Source organism: Telluria sp. PB2R4 (genome assembly GCF_059685695.1).
Map to the genome: position 1 here is coordinate 471,408 of NZ_JCASIC010000003.1, position 22,652 is coordinate 494,059.

Annotated in this window: 26 protein-coding genes and 1 tRNA gene; 7 read left to right on the forward strand and 20 right to left on the reverse strand. The window is 63.1% G+C overall.

Going from position 1 to position 22,652, the window contains the following annotated elements; translation table 11 throughout:
* Nucleotides 1–3: 3 nt before the first annotated feature.
* Nucleotides 4–189, reverse strand: a complete 186-nt coding sequence (locus AC56LU_RS08250) for a cysteine-rich CWC family protein (RefSeq protein ID WP_497175099.1) — start codon at nucleotides 187–189, stop codon at nucleotides 4–6.
* A gap of 139 nt (nucleotides 190–328) precedes the next feature.
* Between AC56LU_RS08250 and argB the strand changes: the two genes are divergently transcribed.
* Nucleotides 329–1,258 (forward strand): acetylglutamate kinase, encoded by a 930-nt coding sequence (gene argB, locus AC56LU_RS08255; protein WP_497175100.1) that lies wholly within the window; start codon nucleotides 329–331, stop codon nucleotides 1,256–1,258.
* A gap of 39 nt (nucleotides 1,259–1,297) precedes the next feature.
* Nucleotides 1,298–1,372, forward strand: a tRNA-Thr gene (locus AC56LU_RS08260).
* A 34-nt stretch (nucleotides 1,373–1,406) separates the two neighbouring features.
* Here the strand turns inward: AC56LU_RS08260 and AC56LU_RS08265 are convergent.
* Complete coding sequence (locus AC56LU_RS08265; RefSeq protein ID WP_497175101.1) at nucleotides 1,407–2,309, reverse strand: TraB/GumN family protein; 903 nt, start codon at nucleotides 2,307–2,309, stop codon at nucleotides 1,407–1,409.
* Nucleotides 2,310–2,330: 21 nt separating this feature from the next.
* Here AC56LU_RS08265 and AC56LU_RS08270 point away from each other — a divergent pair, with 21 nt between their 5' ends.
* The 3 genes from AC56LU_RS08270 to AC56LU_RS08280 are packed head-to-tail and all read left to right on the forward strand — an operon-like array spanning nucleotide 2,331 to nucleotide 5,514.
* Complete coding sequence (locus AC56LU_RS08270) at nucleotides 2,331–3,059, forward strand: HAD-IA family hydrolase (protein WP_497175102.1); 729 nt, start codon at nucleotides 2,331–2,333, stop codon at nucleotides 3,057–3,059.
* Nucleotides 3,060–3,085: 26 nt separating this feature from the next.
* Complete coding sequence (gene slmA, locus AC56LU_RS08275; RefSeq protein ID WP_497175103.1) at nucleotides 3,086–3,664, forward strand: nucleoid occlusion factor SlmA; 579 nt, start codon at nucleotides 3,086–3,088, stop codon at nucleotides 3,662–3,664.
* Between the two features lie 17 nt (nucleotides 3,665–3,681).
* The gene (locus AC56LU_RS08280; RefSeq protein WP_497175104.1) at nucleotides 3,682–5,514 is read left to right on the forward strand and encodes a chorismate-binding protein; all 1,833 of its coding nucleotides are present in this window, start codon (nucleotides 3,682–3,684) and stop codon (nucleotides 5,512–5,514) included.
* On the opposite strand, the gene AC56LU_RS08285 is transcribed toward AC56LU_RS08280, so the two are convergent.
* Together AC56LU_RS08285 and AC56LU_RS08290 are read right to left on the reverse strand one after the other, a co-directional pair.
* Nucleotides 5,515–6,129 carry a glutathione peroxidase gene (locus AC56LU_RS08285; RefSeq protein ID WP_497175105.1) on the reverse strand — a complete coding sequence of 205 codons (615 nt, stop codon included), beginning with the start codon at nucleotides 6,127–6,129 and terminating at the stop codon, nucleotides 5,515–5,517.
* An 87-nt stretch (nucleotides 6,130–6,216) separates the two neighbouring features.
* Nucleotides 6,217–6,639 carry a CoA-binding protein gene (locus AC56LU_RS08290; protein WP_497175106.1) on the reverse strand — a complete coding sequence of 141 codons (423 nt, stop codon included), beginning with the start codon at nucleotides 6,637–6,639 and terminating at the stop codon, nucleotides 6,217–6,219.
* Nucleotides 6,640–6,752: 113 nt separating this feature from the next.
* Between AC56LU_RS08290 and AC56LU_RS08295 the strand changes: the two genes are divergently transcribed.
* Nucleotides 6,753–7,370, forward strand: a complete 618-nt coding sequence (locus tag AC56LU_RS08295; protein WP_497175107.1) for a peptidoglycan recognition protein family protein — start codon at nucleotides 6,753–6,755, stop codon at nucleotides 7,368–7,370.
* Nucleotides 7,371–7,513: 143 nt separating this feature from the next.
* Here the strand turns inward: AC56LU_RS08295 and AC56LU_RS08300 are convergent, their stop codons facing one another.
* From AC56LU_RS08300 to mnmG, 15 genes are all read right to left on the reverse strand, one after another.
* Nucleotides 7,514–9,184 carry a serine hydrolase gene (locus tag AC56LU_RS08300; RefSeq protein WP_497175108.1) on the reverse strand — a complete coding sequence of 557 codons (1,671 nt, stop codon included), beginning with the start codon at nucleotides 9,182–9,184 and terminating at the stop codon, nucleotides 7,514–7,516.
* 139 nt (nucleotides 9,185–9,323) lie between these two features.
* Nucleotides 9,324–9,692 (reverse strand): hypothetical protein, encoded by a 369-nt coding sequence (locus AC56LU_RS08305; protein ID WP_497175109.1) that lies wholly within the window; start codon nucleotides 9,690–9,692, stop codon nucleotides 9,324–9,326.
* Between the two features lie 183 nt (nucleotides 9,693–9,875).
* Complete coding sequence (locus tag AC56LU_RS08310; RefSeq protein ID WP_497175110.1) at nucleotides 9,876–10,298, reverse strand: F0F1 ATP synthase subunit epsilon; 423 nt, start codon at nucleotides 10,296–10,298, stop codon at nucleotides 9,876–9,878.
* 26 nt (nucleotides 10,299–10,324) lie between these two features.
* The gene (gene atpD, locus AC56LU_RS08315; RefSeq protein ID WP_497175111.1) at nucleotides 10,325–11,731 is read right to left on the reverse strand and encodes a F0F1 ATP synthase subunit beta; all 1,407 of its coding nucleotides are present in this window, start codon (nucleotides 11,729–11,731) and stop codon (nucleotides 10,325–10,327) included.
* A 57-nt stretch (nucleotides 11,732–11,788) separates the two neighbouring features.
* Nucleotides 11,789–12,664: a F0F1 ATP synthase subunit gamma gene (gene atpG, locus AC56LU_RS08320; protein ID WP_497175112.1), complete on the reverse strand. Its 876-nt coding sequence runs from the start codon at nucleotides 12,662–12,664 to the stop codon at nucleotides 11,789–11,791.
* A 56-nt stretch (nucleotides 12,665–12,720) separates the two neighbouring features.
* Nucleotides 12,721–14,262, reverse strand: coding sequence for a F0F1 ATP synthase subunit alpha (gene atpA / locus AC56LU_RS08325; RefSeq protein WP_497175113.1), 1,542 nt, complete (start codon nucleotides 14,260–14,262; stop codon nucleotides 12,721–12,723).
* Between the two features lie 74 nt (nucleotides 14,263–14,336).
* On the reverse strand, nucleotides 14,337–14,870 hold the full coding sequence (locus tag AC56LU_RS08330) for a F0F1 ATP synthase subunit delta (RefSeq protein WP_497175114.1): 534 nt from the start codon (nucleotides 14,868–14,870) through the stop codon (nucleotides 14,337–14,339).
* 2 nt (nucleotides 14,871–14,872) lie between these two features.
* A complete protein-coding gene (locus AC56LU_RS08335) occupies nucleotides 14,873–15,343 on the reverse strand; it encodes a F0F1 ATP synthase subunit B (protein WP_497175115.1) in 471 nt (156 codons plus the stop codon).
* A 73-nt stretch (nucleotides 15,344–15,416) separates the two neighbouring features.
* On the reverse strand, nucleotides 15,417–15,656 hold the full coding sequence (gene atpE, locus AC56LU_RS08340; RefSeq protein WP_056340707.1) for a F0F1 ATP synthase subunit C: 240 nt from the start codon (nucleotides 15,654–15,656) through the stop codon (nucleotides 15,417–15,419).
* Nucleotides 15,657–15,742: 86 nt separating this feature from the next.
* Nucleotides 15,743–16,591, reverse strand: coding sequence for a F0F1 ATP synthase subunit A (atpB, locus tag AC56LU_RS08345; protein WP_497175116.1), 849 nt, complete (start codon nucleotides 16,589–16,591; stop codon nucleotides 15,743–15,745).
* Nucleotide 16,592: 1 nt separating this feature from the next.
* Complete coding sequence (locus tag AC56LU_RS08350; protein WP_497175117.1) at nucleotides 16,593–16,931, reverse strand: ATP synthase subunit I; 339 nt, start codon at nucleotides 16,929–16,931, stop codon at nucleotides 16,593–16,595.
* A 348-nt stretch (nucleotides 16,932–17,279) separates the two neighbouring features.
* Complete coding sequence (locus tag AC56LU_RS08355; protein ID WP_497175118.1) at nucleotides 17,280–18,152, reverse strand: ParB/RepB/Spo0J family partition protein; 873 nt, start codon at nucleotides 18,150–18,152, stop codon at nucleotides 17,280–17,282.
* Between the two features lie 32 nt (nucleotides 18,153–18,184).
* A complete protein-coding gene (locus AC56LU_RS08360; protein ID WP_497175119.1) occupies nucleotides 18,185–18,955 on the reverse strand; it encodes a ParA family protein in 771 nt (256 codons plus the stop codon).
* Between the two features lie 104 nt (nucleotides 18,956–19,059).
* On the reverse strand, nucleotides 19,060–19,740 hold the full coding sequence (gene rsmG, locus AC56LU_RS08365) for a 16S rRNA (guanine(527)-N(7))-methyltransferase RsmG (RefSeq protein WP_497175120.1): 681 nt from the start codon (nucleotides 19,738–19,740) through the stop codon (nucleotides 19,060–19,062).
* The gene (gene mnmG, locus AC56LU_RS08370) at nucleotides 19,737–21,671 is read right to left on the reverse strand and encodes a tRNA uridine-5-carboxymethylaminomethyl(34) synthesis enzyme MnmG (protein WP_497175121.1); all 1,935 of its coding nucleotides are present in this window, start codon (nucleotides 21,669–21,671) and stop codon (nucleotides 19,737–19,739) included. Before mnmG ends, rsmG begins: the two co-directional genes overlap by 4 nt.
* Between mnmG and AC56LU_RS08375 the strand changes: the two genes are divergently transcribed.
* On the forward strand, nucleotides 21,670–21,879 hold the full coding sequence (locus AC56LU_RS08375) for a hypothetical protein (RefSeq protein ID WP_497175122.1): 210 nt from the start codon (nucleotides 21,670–21,672) through the stop codon (nucleotides 21,877–21,879). The two genes, mnmG and AC56LU_RS08375, sit on opposite strands and share 2 nt — an antisense overlap.
* On the opposite strand, the gene AC56LU_RS08380 is transcribed toward AC56LU_RS08375, so the two are convergent.
* Nucleotides 21,863–22,633 carry a sulfite exporter TauE/SafE family protein gene (locus tag AC56LU_RS08380; protein ID WP_497175142.1) on the reverse strand — a complete coding sequence of 257 codons (771 nt, stop codon included), beginning with the start codon at nucleotides 22,631–22,633 and terminating at the stop codon, nucleotides 21,863–21,865. The two genes, AC56LU_RS08375 and AC56LU_RS08380, sit on opposite strands and share 17 nt — an antisense overlap.
* Between the last annotated feature and the right edge of the window lie 19 nt (nucleotides 22,634–22,652).

Genomic DNA, 22,652 nt, shown 5'->3' on the forward strand with positions numbered 1-22,652 from the left:
TGCTTACGAACCCCGATGCCTGGCCTGCTCGGCCTCGATATGGGCGCGCAGGCAGGCCGGGCACCAGCAGCCGGCGGCTTCCTGCGGCACCGGCACGGCCGGCGGCAACGCCGTGCACCAGCACGGTTCAGGACTGCCATCCAGCATGGCGCAGCCGAACTCGGCGCCGCAACGGGTGCAGGTACTCATGGGGCGCTCGCGCCTGGAATGGTGCTCATGGTTCGTTACGGTGGGGATCAGGTCTATAAAGTACAACAAAACGCCATATAATCAGCACAAGTACTACGCTGTTGCCTTAAAATCTTGCGACATTTATTTTGGATCCTCCATGAACGCTACCGTGAGCAGCCTGAATCCCGACGATCAACCCAATGACCTGACGAAGGTCTCTCCGCAGATCAAGGCGCAGATCCTGGCCGAGGCGCTCCCCTACATCCGTAATTTCCACGGCAAGACCATCGTCATCAAATACGGTGGCAATGCCATGACCGACGAACGCCTGAAGCACGGCTTCGCACGCGACGTCATCCTGCTCAAGCTGGTGGGCATGAACCCGGTCGTGGTGCACGGCGGCGGTCCGCAGATCGACAACGCGCTCAAGAAGATCGGCAAGCAGGGCAGCTTCGTACAGGGCATGCGCATCACCGACGAAGAGACCATGGAAGTGGTCGAGTGGGTGCTGGGCGGCGAAGTGCAGCAGGACATCGTGATGCTGATTAACCACTATGGCGGCCAGGCTGTGGGCCTCACCGGCAAGGACGGCGGCCTGATCCGCGCTCGGCGCATGAGCATGCCGGACAAGGAAAAACCAGGCGAGTTCCTGGACATCGGTTTCGTCGGCGAGATCGAAGCAATCAACCCGGCCGTGGTCAAGGCGCTGCAGGACGACGCCTTCATCCCGATCATTTCGCCGATCGGCTTCGGCCAGGACGGCCAGGCCTACAACATCAATGCCGACGTCGTCGCCGGCAAGATCGCCGAGATCCTGAAAGCCGAAAAACTCATCATGATGACCAATATCGCCGGCGTGCAGGACAAGGCCGGCAACCTGGTCACCGACCTGTCGGCGCGCGAAATCGACGAGATGTTCGAAGACGGCACGATTTCGGGCGGCATGCTGCCGAAAATCTCGTCGGCGCTGGACGCCGCGAAGTCGGGCGTGAATACGGTCCACATCATCGACGGCCGCATCGAACACAGTTTGTTGCTGGAAGTCTTGACCGAACAGGCATTTGGCACTATGATCCGGTCTCACTGATTTTTTGTGGCGGGAAACTCCGCCACAGAGATGACGGATGCCCTTGTAGCTCAGTGGTAGAGCACTCCCTTGGTAAGGGAGAGGCCACGTGTTCAATCCACGTCAAGGGCACCACTTCCCTCCCGCAGTACCTCCCCCGCATTACTTCCTAGTAGATTCGCTCCACCTTGATGCCGCGCTTGCGCAGCAGCTCGGGCAATCCGCGTTGTCCCAGCAGGTGCAGCAGGCCCACCGCCACCACCGCATTGTTCTCGCGCGCCAGCAGCGCAGCCACCTTGTCCGCCATCGGTCCGTTGCGCTCGTCGAGCAGGATGTCGCGCATGAACTTGCCGCTCAAGCTGTCGTCGGTTTCCACCCGTTGCATGAGGCTGTCCAGCGCACGCTGGTCGGCGCGCTCGTAGGCCTCCAGCATCTCGCGCGTCTCGCGCAGCTGGCGGCCCGAGGCCATGTTCTCCAGGGTTTCTTCCAGCAGGCGCCATTGTTCCTCAATCGGCAAGCGGTTCAGCAGTGCGGCCTGGTACTGCATCGTCTCGAGCTCGGCGATGCGGGTCTTGCCCTTGCGCGCCAGCGTGGCGAGGTGGTTGTCGACGCCGAGCGCCGGATCGTAGCCCAGCTTGACGGTATCGAACACGGCGAGCATCGTCACCAGCATCCAGGGCTTGAGCTGCGCCACGGCGGCCGGCTCGAGTCCCTGCTTCCTGAGCGCCGCTTCGATGCGCTGGCGGCGCTCCGGCGCCAGGACGGCGTAGCCCGGGCTGCCGGGCGGGAACATGCCATGCTGCTGGACGGCGGCCGCGATGGCGGCAGGGTTGCCCGCCATGTCGATTTCCAGCACCAGCGTGGGTGCGGCCGCCAGCGCCGCCCCGATGCGCGGTTCGAGGGGATAGAAGTCGGCGCGTCCGACGTGCATGGTGCCATACAGGTAGAGCGCATTGTCCTTGTCGCTGACCTTGAACAAGGCGCCGCGGGCTGCCGCGAGGTCCGCAGCCAGCGCCTGGAAGGCCAACAAGAACAAGCTGAGGAACACCACTATAATCGGACGTCGCTGCATTTAATTCTCCCTTTCAAAACCGTGCCAAATCATAACCCCGGTTCTCCCGTCTGGCTGTTTGATCTCGACAACACCCTGCATGACGCATCTCACGCGATCTTTCCGGCAATCAGCGCGAACATGAACACCTACATCGCGCGCGTGCTCGGGGACGGCGACACGCCGGCCAGCCAGGACATCGTCGACGCCGCGCGCCTGGGCTACTGGAAGCGCTACGGCGCCACCCTGCTCGGCATGATCCGCCACCATGGCGTGTGCGCCGCCGACTTCCTGCACATTACCCACGACCTCGGCGCCCTGGAGAAGCTGGTGCGCGCCGAAAAAGGCCTGGGCACGCTGCTGCGCCGCCTGCCGGGCCGCAAGATTCTGCTTACCAATGCGCCGACGCGCTACTCGACGGACGTGATGCGCCACCTGGGCCTGAGCCGGCACTTCGCGCACCATGTCGCGATCGAACACATGCACGTGCACCGGCAATTGCGGCCCAAGCCATCGAGCCTGATGCTGCGCCGCCTGCTGCGCAAGCACGGCGTGGCGGCGCGCCGCTGCATCCTGGTCGAGGACACGCTGGCCAACCTGAAAAGCGCCAGCCGCCTCGGGCTGCGTACCGTGTGGGTGACGCAATACCTGCGCATGAGCGACCCGATCGGACGAGCTCCCTTGCCGCGGACCCTGAAACGCCCCGGTTATGTCGATGTCAAAGTAAAATCCGTGCGGCAACTTCCCGCACGCCTGCACCGGTTGCGATAAAACGAATAACACTTTCTAGGGATCCTATGGCAAGCACCAAGCCAGGCCAGCGCAAGCTGCAAATCCTCCAGGCCCTGGCCTCGATGCTCGAACAGCCCAAGGGCGACAAGATCACCACGGCGGCGCTGGCGGCGCACCTGGCGGTATCCGAGGCGGCTTTGTACCGCCACTTCGCCAGCAAGGCGCAGATGTACGAAGGCCTGATCGAGTTCATCGAGTCCAGCGTGTTCGGCCTGATCAACCAGATCACCGAACGCGAGGAAGACGGCGTGCACCAGGCGCACGCGATCCTGCAGATGCTGCTGTCCTTCGCGAGCAATAATCCGGGCATGACCCGGGTGCTGATCGGCGACGCGCTGGTGGGCGAGGACGAACGCCTGCAGCTGCGCATGAACGGCTTCTACGACAAGGTCGAGCTGGCGTTCAAGGGCGCGTTGCGGGTCGCGGTCACCCAGGGCCACGGCCTCGAGACCGACGTGGCGGCGCGCGCCGGCCTGCTGGTGAGCTACGTGACCGGGCGCTGGCACCGCTACGCCAAGAGCGGCTTCAGGCACAACCCGGCGGAGGGCACGGCCCTGCAGCTGTCGCTGCTGCTGGCCGCATAGCGGCACCCGGACCGATCATGGACACCCAGGAAGTCTTCGCGTTGCTCGACGACGCCGGCGCTGCCGAGGAAGCCCGTTCGCGCCTGTACAGCCGCCACGCCGGCACGCTGCGCTGCGACGACGTCACCAAGTGGCCGCAGCTGCTGCGCGACATGCAGGACGCGCTGGGGCGCGGCCTGTACGCGGTGCCGCTCCTGACCTACGAGCTTGGCGCGCAGCTACAGGGCGTGCCGGCGCATCCCCTCGCTGGACCGCTGGCGCAGGTGCTGCTGTTCGAACAGTGCGAGCAGCTCCAAGCGGCCCAGGTCGAGGCCTGGATCGCCACCCGCGCGCCGCTTGATGAGCCGGCGGGCGTGGCCGGCATCACGGCCAATGTCGACGAAGCCGCCTTCACCGAAGCGATCGGCCGCATCCGCGACTACATCGCCGCCGGCGACACCTACCAGGTCAACTACACCTACCGCCTGCGCTTCGAGAGCTACGGCTCGCTGCACAAGCTGTATGCGCGGCTGCGGGCGCGCCAGCGCGTGCCCTACGGCGCCCTGGTGGCCCTGCCCGACGGCGGCGCCGTGCTCTCCTTTTCGCCCGAGCTGTTCGTGCGCCACGATAACGGCGTTCTGCTGGCGCGCCCCATGAAAGGCACGGCGCCGGCGAGCGGCGACGATGCGGTCGACGCCGAGCGTTCCACCGCGCTGTCGCTCGACACCAAGAACCGCGCCGAGAACCTGATGATCGTCGACCTGCTGCGCAACGACCTGGGACGGGTAGCCAGTACCGGCAGCGTCGCGGTGCCCGCGCTGTTCGACGTGACGCGCTACGGCGGCGTGCTGCAGATGACCTCGACCGTGCAGGCGCGCCTGCGCGACAAGGTCACGCTCGAGGAGATCTTCTCCGCGCTCTACCCGTGTGGCTCGATCACCGGCGCGCCCAAGCGCCGCACGATGGAAATCATCCACGAACTGGAGCCGGCGGCGCGCGGCATCTATACCGGTGCGATCGGCTGGTTCGACCCGCCGCCGCCGGGCCAGGCCATCGGCGCGGGTTTCGGCAATTTTTGCCTGTCGGTCCCGATCCGCACCCTGGCCCTGGGCAGCCCGCAGGGCGGCACCCGCCAGGGCGAACTGGGCGTGGGCGCCGGCATCGTGTACGACAGCGACGCAGCGTCCGAATACGCCGAATGCCGGCTGAAGGCAGGCTTCCTCACCGGCTTGACGAACGAGCTCGAACTCTTCGAGACCCTGCGGGCCAGCCGGGACGACGGCTGCCGCCACGTCGAACAGCACCTCGACCGCCTGGCCGCCTCCTGCCGCTTCTTCGGTACCCCGTTCGACTATGGCGCCGCGCGCGCGGCACTGAACGATGCCTGCCTGGCCCTGCCCCCTGGCCAGCTGCACCGGCTGCGCCTGTCGGTGGGACCCGGCGGCGCGCAGGTGGTGACGGCGGCGCCGCTGGCGCCCCTGCATGAACCGGTGGTGGTGGTGCTGGCGCAGGAAACGACGCATTCGGGCGACCTGTTCCTGCGCCACAAGACGAACGTGCGGGCCCGCTACGACGCGGCCTGGCGCGCCGCCGAGGCGCAAGGCGCATTCGACGCCCTGTTCTTCAACGAGCGCGGGGAACTGACCGAGGGGGGACGCAGCAATGTGTTCGTGCGGTTCGGCGGCGCGTGGTACACGCCACCCCTGTCCAGCGGCCTGCTGCCGGGCGTGATGCGCGCCGTCATGCTGGGTGCGCCCGCCTGGAACGCCAGCGAGCACGTGATCACGCGCGAGATGCTGGCGGAGGCGGATGACCTGGTAGTGTGCAATGCCCTGCGCGGGCCGCTGCGCGCAGTGCTGCAACTCGACTGATCAGGGAGCGAGCGCCTGCTCGATCTTGCCGACCAGGGCCGGGTCTTCCGGCGTCACCTTGCTCGGGAAGTGTTGCAGCACCTTGCCGTCGCGGCCGATCAGGTACTTGGTGAAGTTCCACTTCGGCGCCTGGCCGGTGGCCTTGGTCAGGCTGGCGTGCAGCGGATTGGCGTCCGGGCCGGTGACCACGCTCTTGGCGAACATCGGGAACTTCACACCGTAGGTGTTGAAGCAGAAGTCGGCGATCTCTTTCGAGGTACCCGGCTCCTGCTTGTTGAAGTCATTCGACGGGAAGCCCAGCACCACCAGGCCGCGCCCGCCGTATTTCGCATTCAGCTTCTCCAGCCCTTCATACTGCTTGGTGAAGCCGCAGTAGCTGGCCGTGTTCACGACCAGCACCACCTTGCCGGCGTACTGGCACAAGTCCTGCGGCGCGTCGTCCTGCAGGCGCTTGAAGTTCTGCTTGAGGATGGCGGGGCAGCTGGCAGGGGTACGGCCATCCGGCATGCGCGCGGCGGTGGGTGCGGCCGGCGCGGCGGCGGTTTGCGCGGCGGCAGGCAGGGCTATGCCCGCTGCGGCAAGGGAGGCGAACAGCAAGGCGGTGGTCTTGGACATGGCGGGGATATCCCTCGGGTTGTAATGCCACGATTGTAACGCAGGCATCCCCGTCAACGTCACCGGGCGGGAGTCCTCAACCGTTCATTAGCCGTTCAGGCTGCGGTGCGCGATCTTGATGCAGTGGTTCATGACCACGTCGAGGCCGGCGGCGCGCGCCAGGTCGGCGGCGGCCTGGTTCTCGATGTCGAGCTGCATCCACAGGCAGCCGGCGCGCACCGCGATCGCATCGCGCGCGATCGGCGGGATGTCTTCGGATTTGCGGAAGCAGTCGACGATGTCGATCCGCTGGCCGCTGCCGGCAAGGGCGTCGGCCGCCTCCGGCAAGGTGGCATGCACGGTTTCGCCCAGGATGCTCTCGCCGGCGTAGCTCGGGTTGACCGGCACGATGCGGTAGCCGTGCTCCTGCAGGTAGGCGGCCACCTCGTGGCTGGCGCGGTCGGGCTTGTTCGACAGGCCGACGATGGCGATGGTCTTGCTGTCGGCGAGGATCTGGGCAATGCTTCTCATGATGGATTCGATGGGTTCAGGGGTCGGTCTTAAGCTTATCAGATTTGCATCACTGCTGGCGTCGCGGGCACAAACGTGAAAAGATGCGGGCTGTTCTCTACTGCGAGCCAGCCATGCGCCTCTTTGCCCTCTCCTGTTTCACGGCCCTCGCCCTGGCCATGCCTGCCCACGCGGCCGAACCGCTGGCGGCGGTCGAACGCACCATCGTCCCCGTCGCCGCCTGGGGCGGCACCCCGGCCGATGCGGGCAAGGCGCGCCGCCACAGCATCAGCCAGATCACCCTGCACCACCAGGGCGAGCCGTTCAAGCCCGGCACCGATCCGCAGGCCTACCTGCGGCGCCTGCAATCGTGGTCGCGCAGCAGCAAGGGCTGGCTCGACATTCCCTACCATTACGTCATCGACCTGGACGGCCGCATCTACGAGGCGCGCAACATCGACTATGCGGGCGACACCAATACCGACTACGACCCGGCGGGCCACGCCCTGATCGAGGTGGTCGGCAACTTCGAGGAAGTGGAGCCGAACCAGCAGCAGCTGGAGGCCGTGGTCGACCTGATGGCGCTGCTGGCGGCGAAGTACCAGGTGTCGCTGGACGCTATCCGCAGCCACCGCGACCACTCCGACAAGACCGTGTGCCCGGGCGCGAACCTGTACCGCTACGTGAAGGAGGACTGGTTCCGGCACAAGGTGGCGTTGCGGCTGGCGGGCGAGCAGGCCAGATCACAATGATCAGCCGCGGTTTTCGTAGGGTGGGCGGGTCTCCCGCCCACGCGGTGATCGTTAGCGGCTGAAGCAACGCACGGGCAGATCTTGCGTGGTCTGAACGCGTGGGCGGGGAACCCGCCCACCCTACGGGTAATCCAGTTCAAAGATTACATCCGGCGGGCCGTGAAGTTGCGGCTGCCCTGCTTGAACTGCAGGCTTTGCCCCTCGAAACTGAGCTCGGCATCAACATCGCGCCCAAAGAAGCGGGTCTCGCTCAGCGGGAAGATCTCGAGCCGGCGCTGGCCGGTCGGCTGCACGAAGTAGCGGCTGCCGTCGCGCTGCACTTCCAGCACCATCCCGGGCTGCATCTCGTAGCGGCCGACATGGGCATCGAAGGCCGCATCCGCGATCCTGGCCACGATCCGCGGCGGCGGCGCCTCGCCGCTGCGTACGTGGGCCAGCGCCCTGCCGTCCTGGTTATACGTGACGCCTGTTACCTTCCCTGCGCCGTCGCGCTGGAACGTGAACCAGTCCGCCGTATCCGGCACGAAGAACTCGTTGGCCGACATCGCCTTCAACACCAGCGGCCCGCGTCCGCTGCGCTGCATCGACAGGAAGTCGCCGTCGCGGCGGAACACGCGCTGCGTGTCCTTGTCCAGCGTGTAGACGCCCGCCACCGCATCGAGGCTGGCCGCGTCCAGCGCCACCTCCCTGAACTCCGGCAGCGGCTTGCCGATGGCGACCGCCGCCGCCCTGCGCGCCACCACGTCCGGCACCACCATGCCTGCGTCGCCGTTGGTCAGCACCGCCACATACACGCCTTTGCCGGGCACGCGCAGGCCGTAGGAGCGGAAGCCGCGGGTCGAGCCGCTGTGGCCGACCGTCGGCTCGCCCTGGAGCAGCGTCATCTCCCAGCCATAGCCGTAGTTGCTGTCCTTGCCGTCCGCCAGCCGGTAAGAGGTGAAGGCGCGCTGCCAGGTGGCCGGTTTCAGCAGCCGTTTGCCGACCGCCGCATCCCACTTCGCCAGGTCGTCCACGGTCGACACCAGTTCGCCGCTGGCATACGACTGGTTCTTGCCGAGCGGCCGGGCCGCACCAAAACCCTTCTCTGCCGGAGAGTGACCGGCGGCGCTCGGCCACTTGCCACGCTCATGGCCTTCGTAGGCGGTATGGTCCATCCGGAGGGGCACGAAGATGCGCTGCTCGACGAACTGGTGGTAAGGCAGGCCGGAGACCTTTTCGATGATGGCGCCGAGCAGGTAGTAGCCCGAGTTGTTGTAGCGCCAGGTGCTGCCCGGCTCGAATTGCAGCGGGTCGTTCTTGAACGACTCGATCTGGGCAGCCACCGTGATGTCCTGGGGAGCGCGCTGCGCGAAGCCCGGCTTGCCGGTGTAGCTGACGATGCCCGACGTATGGGTCAGCAGGTGCTCGATGGTGATCTTCTTGCCCTGGGTCGGGTAGTCCGGCAGGTACTTGGTGATCTCGTCCTCGACCGACAGCTTGCCCTCGTCCGCCAGCAGCAGGATGCCGGCGGCGGTGAACTGCTTGGTCATCGAGCCGATACGCAGCACCATGTCGGGCGCCATCTTCAAGCCCTTCGTGGTGTCGGCCATGCCATAGGCACGGCGCAAAATGGTCTGGCCGTCCCTGACCACCAGGACCACCCCGCCGGGCGCCTCGGAAGGGAAGTAGGGGGCGACGGTCGCGTGCAGGCGGAAGGACAGGTCGTCGAGGGCGCGCTTGGTGAGCGGCCGGTTCTGGGCGGTATCGGCAGCGAACGAGGCCTGCGGGGCGCACAGGAGCAGCGCGGCGGTGCAGATGGCGGTACGGATGAACATGGTCGGCATTCCTTGTTGTTGTGGAGTGCCGTGACTGTACTTACGCTGCCGGTCCTGCCGCAATCGGCAGCCGATCAGTGGTCATTCGGATGGGTCGAGTGGTGGCTATCCGGGGGCGAACGGGACGGCCCCCGGGCCGTCAAGGCAGGCGGGCGGCGAGCAGCAACCAGAGCACCGTCATCACGACGACGCCGGTGATGGTCACGCAGGTTCCCGTGAAAAACAGGGCCGACAGCATGGTGGCCGACAGCACGCGCTCGAACAGGAAGCCGAGGGCAAAGTCGAAGGTGGCCAGCACCGACCAGCGCCGCATATAGACCGGCAGGTAGCGGCTCATGCGCCGGTTGTGCTCGCGCGCGGCATGGCGCTCGAACAGGTTGCGTGCGGCGCTGACGTCGCGGAACAGCCAGTCGAAGAAGAGGAAGCGGTACAGGGTCTGGCCGAAGGGCGATGCCGCCGGCCCTTCGTGCTGTTCGTGCTGTTCGCGGTGTTCTGGAGAGCTTGCCATAATCCGGCCCGACGATATCTCATGCTGGAAGAGACCATACTATGCCGGAAAAGCTGGCGCACCCGTGCGCCAGCTAACTGTGCGCTGCATTCGTGGACAGCAAAACTTGCGGCAAAACAAGTACCAATAAAAAAGGCAGCCCGCAGGCTGCCTTCTTGGTTCCGCAGATGCGGATGCTTTGAATCAGCGTCCTTTCGAACGCAGCCTCTGGATCGCCGCCAGCTGCGCAATCGCCGCGGCCATTTCGGCCTGGGCTTTCGCGTAGTCGATCTTCGATTCCTTGTTCAGCATCAGCTCTTCGGCCTGCTTCTTCGCTTCCAGTGCCTTCGCTTCGTCCAGGTCGCTACCGCGGATGGCGGTGTCGGCCAGCACGGTCACGCCGTTCGGCTGCACTTCGAGGATACCGCCGGCGACGAAGACGAACTCGTCGCCACCGCCAGCCTTCTGGATCCGTACAGCACCCGGGCGGATGCGCGTGATCAGCGGGGTGTGCTTCGGGTAGATACCCAGCTCACCCGCTTCACCCGGCAACGCGACGAATTCGGCCAGGCCCGAGAAGATCTGCTCTTCGGCCGAGACCACGTCCACTTGCATAGTGTTTGCCATGTGTATCCCTTATTGCAGAAGCCGACTTAGCCAGCAGCCAGTTTCTTGGCTTTCTCGATGGCTTCTTCGATGGTGCCGACCATGTAGAAGGCCTGCTCCGGCAGGTGGTCCAGCTCGCCCGATGCGATCATCTTGAAGCCCTTGATCGTGTCTTTCAGCGAAACATACTTGCCTGGTGCGCCGGTGAAGACTTCAGCGACGTGGAACGGCTGCGACAGGAAACGCTGCATCTTACGGGCGCGAGCGACGACCAGCTTGTCTTCCGGCGCCAGTTCGTCCATGCCCAGAATCGCGATGATGTCACGCAGTTCCTTGTAGCGCTGCAGGGTGTTCTGCACGGCGCGCGCGGTGTTGTAGTGCTCTTCACCGACGACCAGCGGATCCAGCTGGCGCGAGGTCGAGTCGAGCGGATCGACTGCCGGGTAGATACCCAGCGAAGCGATGTCACGCGACAGAACGACGGTCGAGTCGAGGTGGGCGAAGGTGGTGGCTGGCGACGGGTCGGTCAAGTCATCCGCAGGGACGTAGACGGCCTGGATCGAGGTGATCGAACCGGTCTTGGTCGAGGTGATGCGCTCTTGCAGACGGCCCATTTCTTCGGCCAGCGTCGGCTGGTAGCCCACCGCCGACGGCATACGGCCCAGCAGTGCCGACACTTCGGTACCGGCCAGGGTGTAGCGGTAGATGTTGTCGACGAAGAACAGAACGTCCTTGCCTTCGTCACGGAAGGCTTCCGCCATCGTCAGGCCGGTCAGCGCGACGCGCAGACGGTTGCCTGGTGGTTCGTTCATCTGACCGTAGACCATTGCCACTTTCGAGTTGGCAGGGTTTTCCAGGTCGACGACTTTTGCATCGGCCATCTCGTGGTAGAAGTCGTTACCTTCACGGGTACGCTCACCCACGCCGGCGAACACGGACAGGCCCGAGTGCGCTTTGGCGATGTTGTTGATCAGTTCCATCATGTTGACGGTCTTGCCGACACCGGCGCCGCCGAACAGGCCGACTTTACCGCCTTTGGCGAACGGGCAGACCAGGTCGATCACCTTGATGCCGGTTTCCAGCAGGTCGGTCGATGGCGACAGTTCGTCGTAGGCCGGTGCATCGCGGTGGATCGACGCCATGCGCTCGTGGCTGACCGGACCGCATTCGTCGATCGGGTTGCCCAGCACGTCCATGATGCGGCCCAGGGTCGGGGTGCCGACCGGGACCATGATCGGTGCGCCGGTGTTCTGGATGATCATGCCGCGACGCATGCCGTCCGAGCTGCCCAGAGCAATGGTACGGACCACGCCGTCGCCCAGCTGCTGCTGGACTTCCAGGGTCAGATCCGAGCCTTCCATTTTCAGTGCGTCGTACACTTTCGGCATGGCGTTACGTGGGAATTCCACGTCAACCACTGCGCCGATACACTGAACGATTTTGCCATCAGCCATGTTCGTTCCTTCAGATATATAGTTAAATTCTTTTACTGTTGATCGGACGGTGCAGCGTTAAACAGCTGCCGCACCAGAAACGATCTCGGAGAGTTCTTTGGTAATCGCTGCCTGGCGGGTCTTGTTGTAGACCAGCTTCAGGTCGCTGATGACACTGCCGGCGTTATCGCTCGCAGCTTTCATCGCAACCATGCGTGCCGATTGCTCGGACGCCAGGTTTTCCGCCACGGCCTGGTACACCAGCGCTTCCACGTAACGTACCAGCAGTTCGTCGATGACGACCTGTGCTTCCGGTTCGTAGATGTAGTCCCAGCTGATACCGCCGGCATCCTTTTCCAGGTGCTTTGCCGGCAGCGGGAGCAGCTGCTCGACCATCGGTTCCTGCTTCATCGTGTTGATGAACTTGGTGTAGCACAGGTAGACAGCATCGAGCTTGCCTTCCTGGTACGCGTCCAGCATCACTTTGACCGGTCCGATCAGCTTGTCCAGGTGCGGGGTGTCGCCGAGCTGGGTGGCTTGCGACACCAGCTTCATGCCCAGACGGTTCAGGAAACCGAGGCCCTTGTTGCCAATGGCAACTGCCTCGACGCGGTTGCCCGCCTGTTCCTGCTCGCGCGCCTTCTGCGTTACCTGGCGCAGGACGTTGGTGTTCATGCCGCCGCACAGACCCTTGTCGGTCGTGACGACGATGAAACCCACAGCCTTTGCCGACACATTCCTGGCTTGCGCCATGAATGCGTGCGTGTACTCCGGATTTGCGCCGGCCAGATTGGCGGTGATGCTACGAACCTTCTCACTGTACGGGCGGGCGGCGCGCATGCGATCCTGCGCCTTGCGCATTTTCGATGCGGCGACCATTTCCATCGCCTTGGTGATCTTCTTCGTATTCTCTACGCTCTTGATCTTGCCACGAATCTCTTTGCCTGCTGCCATGAGTCCTTACTCCTTCCGCGCACCGGCGCCGTGCTCACACGACGCCGGCCCATTGATTAATATGCGCCGGATTTTTTGAAATCAGCAATGGCGGCGGCCAGTGCAGCTTCGCCGTCCTTGTCCAGTTGCTTGGTTTCGTCGATCTTCGACAGCAGCGCAGCGTGGCTCGACTTCAGGAAGTTGTGCAGACCGTGTTCGAACGGGAGCACTTTCTTGACTTCGATGTCGTCCAGGTAGCCCTTGTTGACGGCGAACAGCGATGCGGCCATCAGCGAGGTCGACAGTGGCGAGAACTGCGGCTGCTTCAGCAGTTCGGTCACGCGCGCGCCGCGGTCCAGCTGCTTGCGGGTCGATTCGTCCAGGTCCGATGCGAACTGCGCGAACGCAGCCAGTTCACGGTACTGCGCCAGGTCGGTACGGATACCGCCCGACAGGCCCTTGATGACCTTGGTCTGGGCTGCACCACCGACGCGCGACACCGAGATACCGGCGTTGATCGCAGGACGGATACCGGCGTTGAACAGCGAGGTCTCCAGGAAGATCTGGCCGTCGGTAATCGAAATCACGTTGGTCGGCACGAAGGCCGAGACGTCGCCGGCCTGGGTTTCGATGATCGGCAGTGCGGTCAGCGAACCGGTCTTGCCGGTGACGGCGCCGTTGGTGAACTTCGACACGTAGTCGGCGTTCACGCGTGCTGCGCGCTCGAGCAGGCGGCTGTGCAGGTAGAACACGTCGCCCGGGTAGGCTTCGCGGCCCGGTGGGCGGCGCAGCAGCAGGGAAATCTGGCGGTAGGCAACTGCCTGCTTCGACAGGTCGTCATACACGATCAGCGCGTCTTCGCCGCGGTCGCGGAAGTATTCGCCCATCGCGCAGCCCGAGTAGGCCGAGATGTACTGCATCGCAGCCGATTCCGATGCGGAAGCGGCAACAACAATGGTGTACTCCATCGCGCCGTGGGTTTCCAGCGAGCGCACGATGTTCTTGATGGTCGAGGCCTTCTGGCCGATTGCGACGTACACGCAGGTGACGCCCTGGCCCTTCTGGTTGATGATCGCGTCGACAGCAACAGCCGATTTACCGGTCTGGCGGTCGCCAATGATCAGCTCGCGCTGGCCACGGCCGATCGGCACCATCGCGTCGATCGACTTGATGCCGGTCTGCATTGGCTGCGAGACCGATTCACGGGCGATGACGCCCGGGGCGATCTTTTCGATCGGGGCGGTCAGCTGGGCGTTGACCGGACCCTTGCCGTCGATCGGCTGGCCCAGTGCGTTGACGACGCGGCCACGCAGTTCAGGACCGATCGGCACTTCGAGAATGCGGCCGGTGGTCTTGACGGTGTCGCCTTCCGAGATGTGCTCGTAGGCGCCCAGGATGACGGCGCCGACCGAGTCGCGCTCGAGGTTCATCGCCAGGCCGAAGGTGTTGCCAGGGAATTCCAGCATCTCGCCCTGCATCACGTCCGACAGACCATGGATGCGGCAGATACCGTCGGCGACGGAGATCACCGTGCCTTGATTGCGAACTTCAGCCGAACCTTCCAGGCCCTGGATGCGGCTCTTGATCAGTTCGCTGATTTCAGAAGAATTAAGTTGCATGAGTGCTAACTCCTAATGTTTTTGATGCGTAGGGCAAGGGCGGGACGTGGGCGAGTGCGGTGCGATCAACTCGATTACGACACCAGCGCAACATGCATCTGTTGCAGCTTGGCGCGTACCGAGGTATCGAGCACTTCGTCGCCGACGACCACGCGCACACCACCGATCAGCGAAGGATCCACTGTCACCGTTGGGTTCAGCTTGCGGCCAAATTTCTTTTCCAGCGTTGCGACCAGCTGGGCCAGCTGGTCACCCGAGATCTCGAAGGCGCTGAAGATGGCCGCGTCGGCGGCACCTTCGTTGGCGTTCTTCAATGCCGCGAACTGGGCGGCGATTTCGGGCAGCAGGTTGACGCGGCCGTTTTCGGCCAGCATCGCGATAAAGTTCTTCGCTTCAGCGTTCAGCGGCGACTTGACCAGGGACGCAATCGTGTCGGCCAGCTGTGCGGCGGTGACCTTCGGGTTGGCGGCGAAAGCCTGCACGTCCGGGCTGGCGCCGATCTGGCCCAGCTCGGAGGTAGCGGCCGACCAGGCGGCCATGTCGCCCGACTGGGCAACACGGAACAGCGCTTCGGCGTAAGGGCGGGCGACGGTTGCGAGTTCAGCCATGATCAGAGCTCGGTCGACAGTTTCGACAGCAGGTCGGCGTGGACCGCTGGGTTCACTTCGCGCTTCAGGATCTGCTCGGCGCCTTGCACTGCCAGTGCGGCAACCTGGCCACGCAGTTCTTCGCGGGCACGGGTCACTTGCTGCTGGGCGTCGGCCTGGGCGGCAGCGACGATACGGGCAGCTTCTTCGGTAGCGGTCTGCTTGGCTGCGTCGATGATCTGGGCAGCGCGCTTCTCGGCGTCGACGATGCGCTTTTGCACTTCATCACGGGCACCAGCCATTTCAGCTTGCACGCGCTTTTCAGCAGCGGCCAGGTCGGCCTTGCCACGGTCAGCAGCGGCCAGGCCGTTCGCAATCCTCTCAGCACGCTCGTCGAGCGCTTTCATCAGCGGCGGCCACACGAATTTCATCGTGAAGCCCGCCAGGATGAAGAAGACCACGAACTGGACAAACAAAGTTGCGTTCAAGTTCACGGTAAATTCCTTCTCACAAAAACGGATGCCGAACCGGGGATGGTTCGGCTCTTCAGATCAAAGACGTACTTGATTAGCTGAATGGGCGTGCGAACACGAACAGCATGGCGATACCAACGCCGATCAGGAATGCCGCGTCGATCAGGCCGGCCAGCAGGAACATCTTGGTCTGCAGGGTGTTCATCAGTTCTGGCTGACGTGCAGAAGCTTCGAGGTATTTACCGCCCATGATGGCGATGCCGATGCAAGCACCGATAGCACCCAGGCCGATGATCAAACCGCAAGCCAGTGCAACAAAAGAAAGGTCAGTCATGAGTAACTCCAAAAGTTAAATTGAAAACTAGATTAAAAACTACAACTTCTTTACAACCACTATCTGTTCGATGCTTGCGGCGCCGATCAGTGGCCTTCATGGGCCTGACCGATATACACCAGCGTCAGCATCATGAAGATGAATGCCTGCAGGAACACGATCAGGATGTGGAAGATCGCCCAGATCGAACCCGCGATGATGTGACCGATCACACCAAATGCAGTGGCCATAGAGCCGAGCAGAGCAATCAAGAGGAACAGCAGCTCACCGGCGTACATGTTGCCGAACAGTCGCATACCCAGCGACACGGTTTTTGCTGCATATTCGATGATGTTCAGGAGCAGGTTGAACGGCGCCATCCAGATGCCGAACGGTGCTGCAAACAGCTCGTGGATGAAGCCGCCGAGACCCTTGATCTTGACGCTGTAGTACAGCATCAGGGCCAGCACGCCGAGCGAAATGCCCAGGGTACCGTTCAGGTCGGCGGTCGGGACCACGCGGTGGTACGGGAAGATATTTTCGACGCCGAGCAGGCTGAACAGACCGGCGAACATGTCGACCGGCAGGAAGTCCAGCGAGTTCATGATGGCGACCCAGACGAAGACGGTCAGGGCCAGCGGCGCGATGAAGCTGCGGTTACCATGGACGATCGATTTCGACTGGTCTTCGACCATCTCGACCAGCATCTCGACGGCAGCCTGGAAGCGGCCCGGCACGCCCGAGGTGGCCTTGCGCGCGGCCAGCCACATCACGAAGCAGCCGAGGACGCCGGCGAAGATCGACCAGAAGATCGTATCCAGGTTGTACACGCTGAAGTCGACCACGAAATCCTGGTGCTTGTTCGACAGGTGACCCAGGTGGTGGGTGATGTACTCTGATGGGGTCGGGGCCGCATGCGATGCTGCTGCTGCGCCTTCTACGGTTGGACTCGTCATGTCAGTGCCTAAATAATAAGATGATGTAACTTTTCAGCGCCACGATGAACCCTGCGACGAGCGCCAGCCAGTTCAGGTCGTGGTACAACTTGGCGCTTGCGAACAGGAGCGCAAGCGTCAACGCAATCTTTACAAATTCCCAGATGAAGAATGTCACGGGGCTTGCGCCGCCTGGCCTTTTGGTGCCGGCAAACAGGCGCACTGCCATGATTCCGTTGGGTACAACACAGCACAAGCCGCCCAACACCGCCGAAAACATCGCAGCCATTCCCCCCAGCAGTGCGGCGATCACGCCAACGACGACTGTTGCAAGCAATTGCAGGGAGACGATGCGCAGCATATTTTTGTTATTCCGCGCTAACGCATTGGGACGAGTACGATGTGGTAATTACATGAATCAGCGGGATTATAAGTGGTTATACGGACGCGAGTCAAACGATTCCGAGCTTATAACTGCCATGTAAAGATGCGCCGAAAGCAACACTTTGATTGCTAAAATCCCTATCTTTTCAGTAACTTAACAGGGTACATATGCATGTGCAGGATGTGACCCACGTAGGGTGGGCAAGTTCCTTGCCCACGCGTTCAACCGGCGCTTGAATGTCCCGATTGCGACATGCATACGTTGTTTGAACGCGTGGGCGGGAAAACAGTCCACTGGACTGTTTTCCCCCGCCCACGCTACGGATCAGGCGCGCAGGCGGGCCAGCACACCGTCGAGAATGTCGAGATCGGCAAAGTCGATGATCAGCTGCCCCTTGCCCTTCGCCCCCATCTTGAACACGACCGGGGTCGCGAGCTTGTCCGACAGTTCTTCTTCCAGGCGCACGATGTCGCCCGGCTTGTCCTTCGCGCGCGCGGCAGCGGCCGGGCTGGACTGGTCTTCGAGGGCGCGCGCCACCAGTTTCTCGGTCTCGCGTACCGACAGCCGCTTGGCGATCACCTGGTTGGCCAGCGTGATCTGGTTCGCACTGTCGACTGCCAGCAAGGCACGGGCGTGGCCCATGTCGATGTCGCCTGCCATCAGCATGGTCTGCACCGGCGACGCCAGGTTGATCAGGCGCAGCAGGTTCGACACCGCGCTGCGCGAGCGGCCGACTGCGGCTGCCGCCTGCTCGTGCGTGAAGCTGAAGTCGTTGATCAGGCGCTGGATGCCCTGCGCTTCCTCGAGCGGATTCAGGTCTTCGCGCTGGATGTTCTCGATCAAGGCCATGGCGGCGGCGGACTGGTCGTCCACGTCGCGCACCAGCACCGGGATCTCGTCCAGCCCGGCCATCTGGGCCGCGCGGAAGCGGCGTTCGCCGGCAATGATCTCGTACGGGACCGCGGCGCCCTCGCCCAGCGGACGCACCAGCACTGGCTGCATGATGCCCTGGGTCTTGATTGACGCGGCAAGTTCGCTCAGCGAGGTTTCGTCCATCCGGGTGCGCGGCTGGTACTTGCCGGCCTGGATCTGGGTGACCGGCAGCGACGAGGGTGCTTTTGCCTGCGCCGGCTGGCTGTCGCCGCCGAGCAGGGCGTCGAGGCCGCGGCCGAGGCCCTTCAGTTTTTTGGTTGCCATTTCTATGTCAGCTTTCGGAACTTATTAATTGATTACATTGTCTTGATGCGCTCGACCATTTCCGCGCCAAAGGCGATGTACGCCTGCGCGCCCTTGGACGACGGATCGAACACGACGCCGGGGATGCCGTAGGAAGGCGCTTCGGCCAGGCGTACGTTGCGCGGAATGATGGTCTTGAAGACCTTGTCGCCGAAGTGCTGCTCGAGCTGGCCCGACACCTGCTGCGACAGCGTCATGCGCGGGTCGAACATCACGCGCAGCAAGCCAATGATGCGCAGGTCGGTATTCAGGTTGGCGTGCACCTTCTTGATCGTGTTGACCAGGTCGGACAGGCCTTCGAGCGCGTAGTACTCGCACTGCATCGGGATGATCACGCCGTGCGCCGAGCACAGGCCGTTCAGGGTGAGCAGCGACAGCGCCGGCGGGCAGTCGATCAGGATGAAGTCGTAATCCTTGTCCACAAGGGCCAGCGCATCCTTCAGGCGGCGCTCGCGGTTTTCGAGCGAGACCATCTCGACTTCGGCGCCAGCCAGCTCGCGGTTGGCGGGCAGCACGTCGAAGCGCCCTGCTTCCGAACGCAGGCGCGCGCTGGCGACATCCGCCTCTCCCAGCAGCACCTGATAGATCGACGCTTCCAGCGACGCCTTGTTGATGCCGGCGCCCATGGTGGCATTGCCCTGCGGGTCAAGGTCGACCAGCAGAACGCGCTGGTCCAACTTGGCCAGGCCTGCGGACAGGTTGACGCTGGTGGTGGTCTTCCCGACGCCACCCTTCTGGTTCGCTACGCAAAAAATCTTCGCCATCTGATCCTATCCGTGGAATCGACATCAAGAGCTTATACGGTTCATACCGTACAAACCATTTTAACTATTTATATCGTATAAATTGTATAAACCATTTATACAGTTTATTCTGTATGGTTGGTATGTGTTCCGGCTCGCTTGACGAAAACCAGGTGGCGTTCCGCTCCCAGCCTTGGAACCTGCAGCGGCTGCAAACCGCTTACTTTCCATTCCGCCGGCACTCGCTCCTGTTCTTCCGGCGGCGCCACCCCTTTCAAGGCGATGAATTTTCCGCCCTCGGCCAGCAGATGCCCCGACCAATCCAGGAAATCCGACAGATCGGCGAAAGCACGCGAAGTGATCACGTCGAATTTGTCGCTCAAAGGCGTGGCCACCCCCAAATCCTGCACTTTCATCGTGTACACGGTGACGTTGGCCAGTTCGAGTTCCGCCTTCACCTGCTTCAGGAACGCGGTCTTCTTGTGGACGGTGTCGATCATCGCCACTTTCATGTCGGGCCGGCTGATCGCCAGCACGATGCCGGGCAATCCGCCCCCTGCCCCGACATCCAGCACATTCTGCGCGCCGGCAAACGCCGGTACCGCCGCAAGCGAGTCGAGCAGATGGTGGGTCACCATCTGCATCGGATCGCGCAGCGAGGTCAGGTTGTAGACGCTATTCCACTTGAACATCAGCGCCAGGTAGTCGAGCAGCTTTTCCTGCTGTGCGGGCGAAACACCGAGTTTCATCTCGGCGATGCCCTCACCCAGCACCTGTGCCAGGGCGGCGCGGTCGAAATACTTCATTCAGCCGCCTCCACCGTGGTGTTATTGGCAAAGCCCCTGGCGCCACGCTTTTTCAGGTGCACCAGTAGCAGCGAGATCGCCGCCGGGGTGACGCCAGAGATACGCGAGGCCTGGCCCAGGGTTTCCGGACGCTGCTTGTCGAGTTTCTGGCGCACCTCGAACGACAGCGCGGCGATGTCCAGGTAGTCCAGGTTGTCCGGCAGCTTCAGGTTTTCGTAGTGGTCGTGACGTTCGACTTCCTTCGCCTGGCGGTCGATATAACCGGCGTACTTCAGCTGGATCTCGATCTGTTCCTTGACCGCGGGATCCTCGACGCCCGGACCGGCCAGGGCCTGGCCCTCCATGCCGGTCATGCTCATCAGGGTGTCGTACTGCACGCCCGGACGGCGCAGCAGGTCGGCCAGGTTGTACTCGCGTTCGATCGCCTGCCCCACGACGCGCTCGGATTCGGCGGCCGCCAGGATGCGCGGGTTCACCCAGGTCGAACGCAGGCGCTCGAGTTCACGGGCAACCGATTCGCGCTTGGTCTCGAAGGCGGTCCATTGGGCGTCGCCGACGATGCCGAGCTTGCGGCCGATCTCGGTCAGGCGCATGTCCGCATTGTCTTCACGAAGCGACAGGCGATACTCCGCGCGGCTGGTGAACATGCGGTAGGGCTCGGCCACCCCCTGCGTGGTCAGGTCGTCGACCAGCACCCCCAGGTAGGCTTCGGAACGACCGGGAGTCCAGGCCTCTTCGCCTTTGGTTTGCAGCGCGGCGTTCAGGCCGGCGAGCAGGCCTTGCGCGGCGGCTTCTTCGTAGCCGGTGGTGCCGTTGATCTGGCCGGCGAAGAACAGGCCCTTGATCGCCCTGGTTTCCAGCGTCGCCTTCAAGCCGCGCGGATCGAAATAATCGTATTCGATCGCGTAACCTGGGCGCAGGATGAAGGCGTTTTCCATGCCGCGCATCGAACGCACCAGGTCCAGCTGCACGTCGAACGGCAGGCTGGTCGAGATCCCGTTTGGGTAGAACTCGTTGGTCGTCAAGCCTTCCGGCTCGAGGAAGATCTGGTGCGACTCTTTTGACGCGAAACGGTGGATCTTGTCTTCGATCGAGGGGCAATAACGCGGGCCGACACCTTCGATGACACCGGTGTACATCGGGCTGCGGTCCAGGCCGTTGCGAATGATCTCGTGGGTCTTCTCGTTGGTGTGCGTCACCCAGCACGGGACCTGGCGCGGGTGCATGGCGGTGTTGCCCATCACCGAGAACACCGGCACCGGATCGAGGTCGCCCGGCTGCTCCGCGAGCACCGAGAAGTCGATGCTGCGGCCATCGATGCGCGGCGGCGTGCCTGTCTTCAGGCGGCCCTGAGGCAGCTTGAGTTCCTTCAGGCGGCTCGACAGCGAGACCGCTGGCGGGTCGCCGGCACGGCCGCCGGAGTAGTTCTGCAGACCGACGTGGATCTTCCCGTCCAGGAAGGTACCGGCGGTGAGCACCACGGCGCGGGCACGGAACTTCAGTCCGACTTGCGTGACGGCGCCGACGACACGGTCGCCCTCGACCATCAGGTCGTCCACGGCCTGCTGGAACAGCCACAGGTTCGGCTGGTTTTCGATGCGCGAACGGATCGCCGCCTTGTACAGGACGCGGTCGGCCTGGGCGCGGGTCGCCCGGACAGCCGGGCCCTTGGACGAATTCAGGATACGGAACTGGATGCCCGATTCGTCGGTGGCGATGGCCATGGCGCCGCCGAGGGCGTCGACTTCCTTGACAAGGTGGCCCTTGCCGATGCCGCCAATCGACGGGTTGCACGACATCGCACCCAGGGTTTCGATGTTATGGGTCAGCAGGAGGGTCTTTTGTCCCGTGCGCGCGGACGCGAGCGCGGCTTCGGTACCGGCATGGCCGCCGCCGACGACGATGACGTCGAATTCAGTAGGAAATAGCATGATGGAGAGTGAGGCGAGGAGTCTAATGCGCGATTATAGATTCTTTTTTCTTACTGAACCTTTCGAGGGGCTGAAAACGACAGATTTTGTTCCACGTGGAACATTTAGCTCAGCCATCCTCAGATTGTTTCACGTGGAACAAAAAACAAAAAAGCCGGGCGAACCCGGCTTGCTTGTTCCACGTGAAACAATCACCAACCAATCTTGATGAAGGCGTCGTAGGCGGTTTTCACGATCAGGCCCGACACCACCACCAGGAACAATTTGCGCACAAAACCGCTGCCATGCTTCAGCGCCAGCCTGGTGCCGATCAGCGAACCGGCTACCTGGCACGCAGCCATCATCGCGCCAAGTTGCCACAGCAGGTGACCGCTGTAGCCGAACCAGAGCAGTGCCGAAAAGTTGCAGGCGACGTTGACGATCTTCGCCGCCGCCGAGGCACTCAGGAAATCGAAGCCGAAGAAACGGACGAACAGGAAGATCAGGAAGCTGCCTGTGCCCGGACCAAAAAAACCATCGTAGAAGCCGATCGCGGCGCCAATGCCGATGGCCCAGTAACGCTCAGCCAATCCGCTATGCACCGGCGCATGGACGGAACCGAGGTCCTTCTTCTTGAAGGTGTACACCGCAACAGCAACCAGGATGATCGGCAGCAGCGTACGTACAAAATCAGCCGGTACCCGCGTCACTGTCCAAGCGCCGGCGAAGGACAGGGCGAAGGCGGCCAGTGCCGCCGGGGCCGCCGTGCTCCACGCCACCCTCACCCGCCGCGCGTAGTTCACCGCTGCGGCGCTGGTGCCGAAGATGCTGGCGAACTTGTTCGTCCCCAGCAGCGTGGCGGGAACCTCCTTGGGGAGCACGGAAAAAATCGCGGGAATCTGGATCAGGCCGCCGCCGCCGACAACGGCATCGACCAGGCCGGCGGTAAAGGCCGCAACGCCGAGCCAAGCAAAATCAATCATGGGAAACGAGGAGGAATAC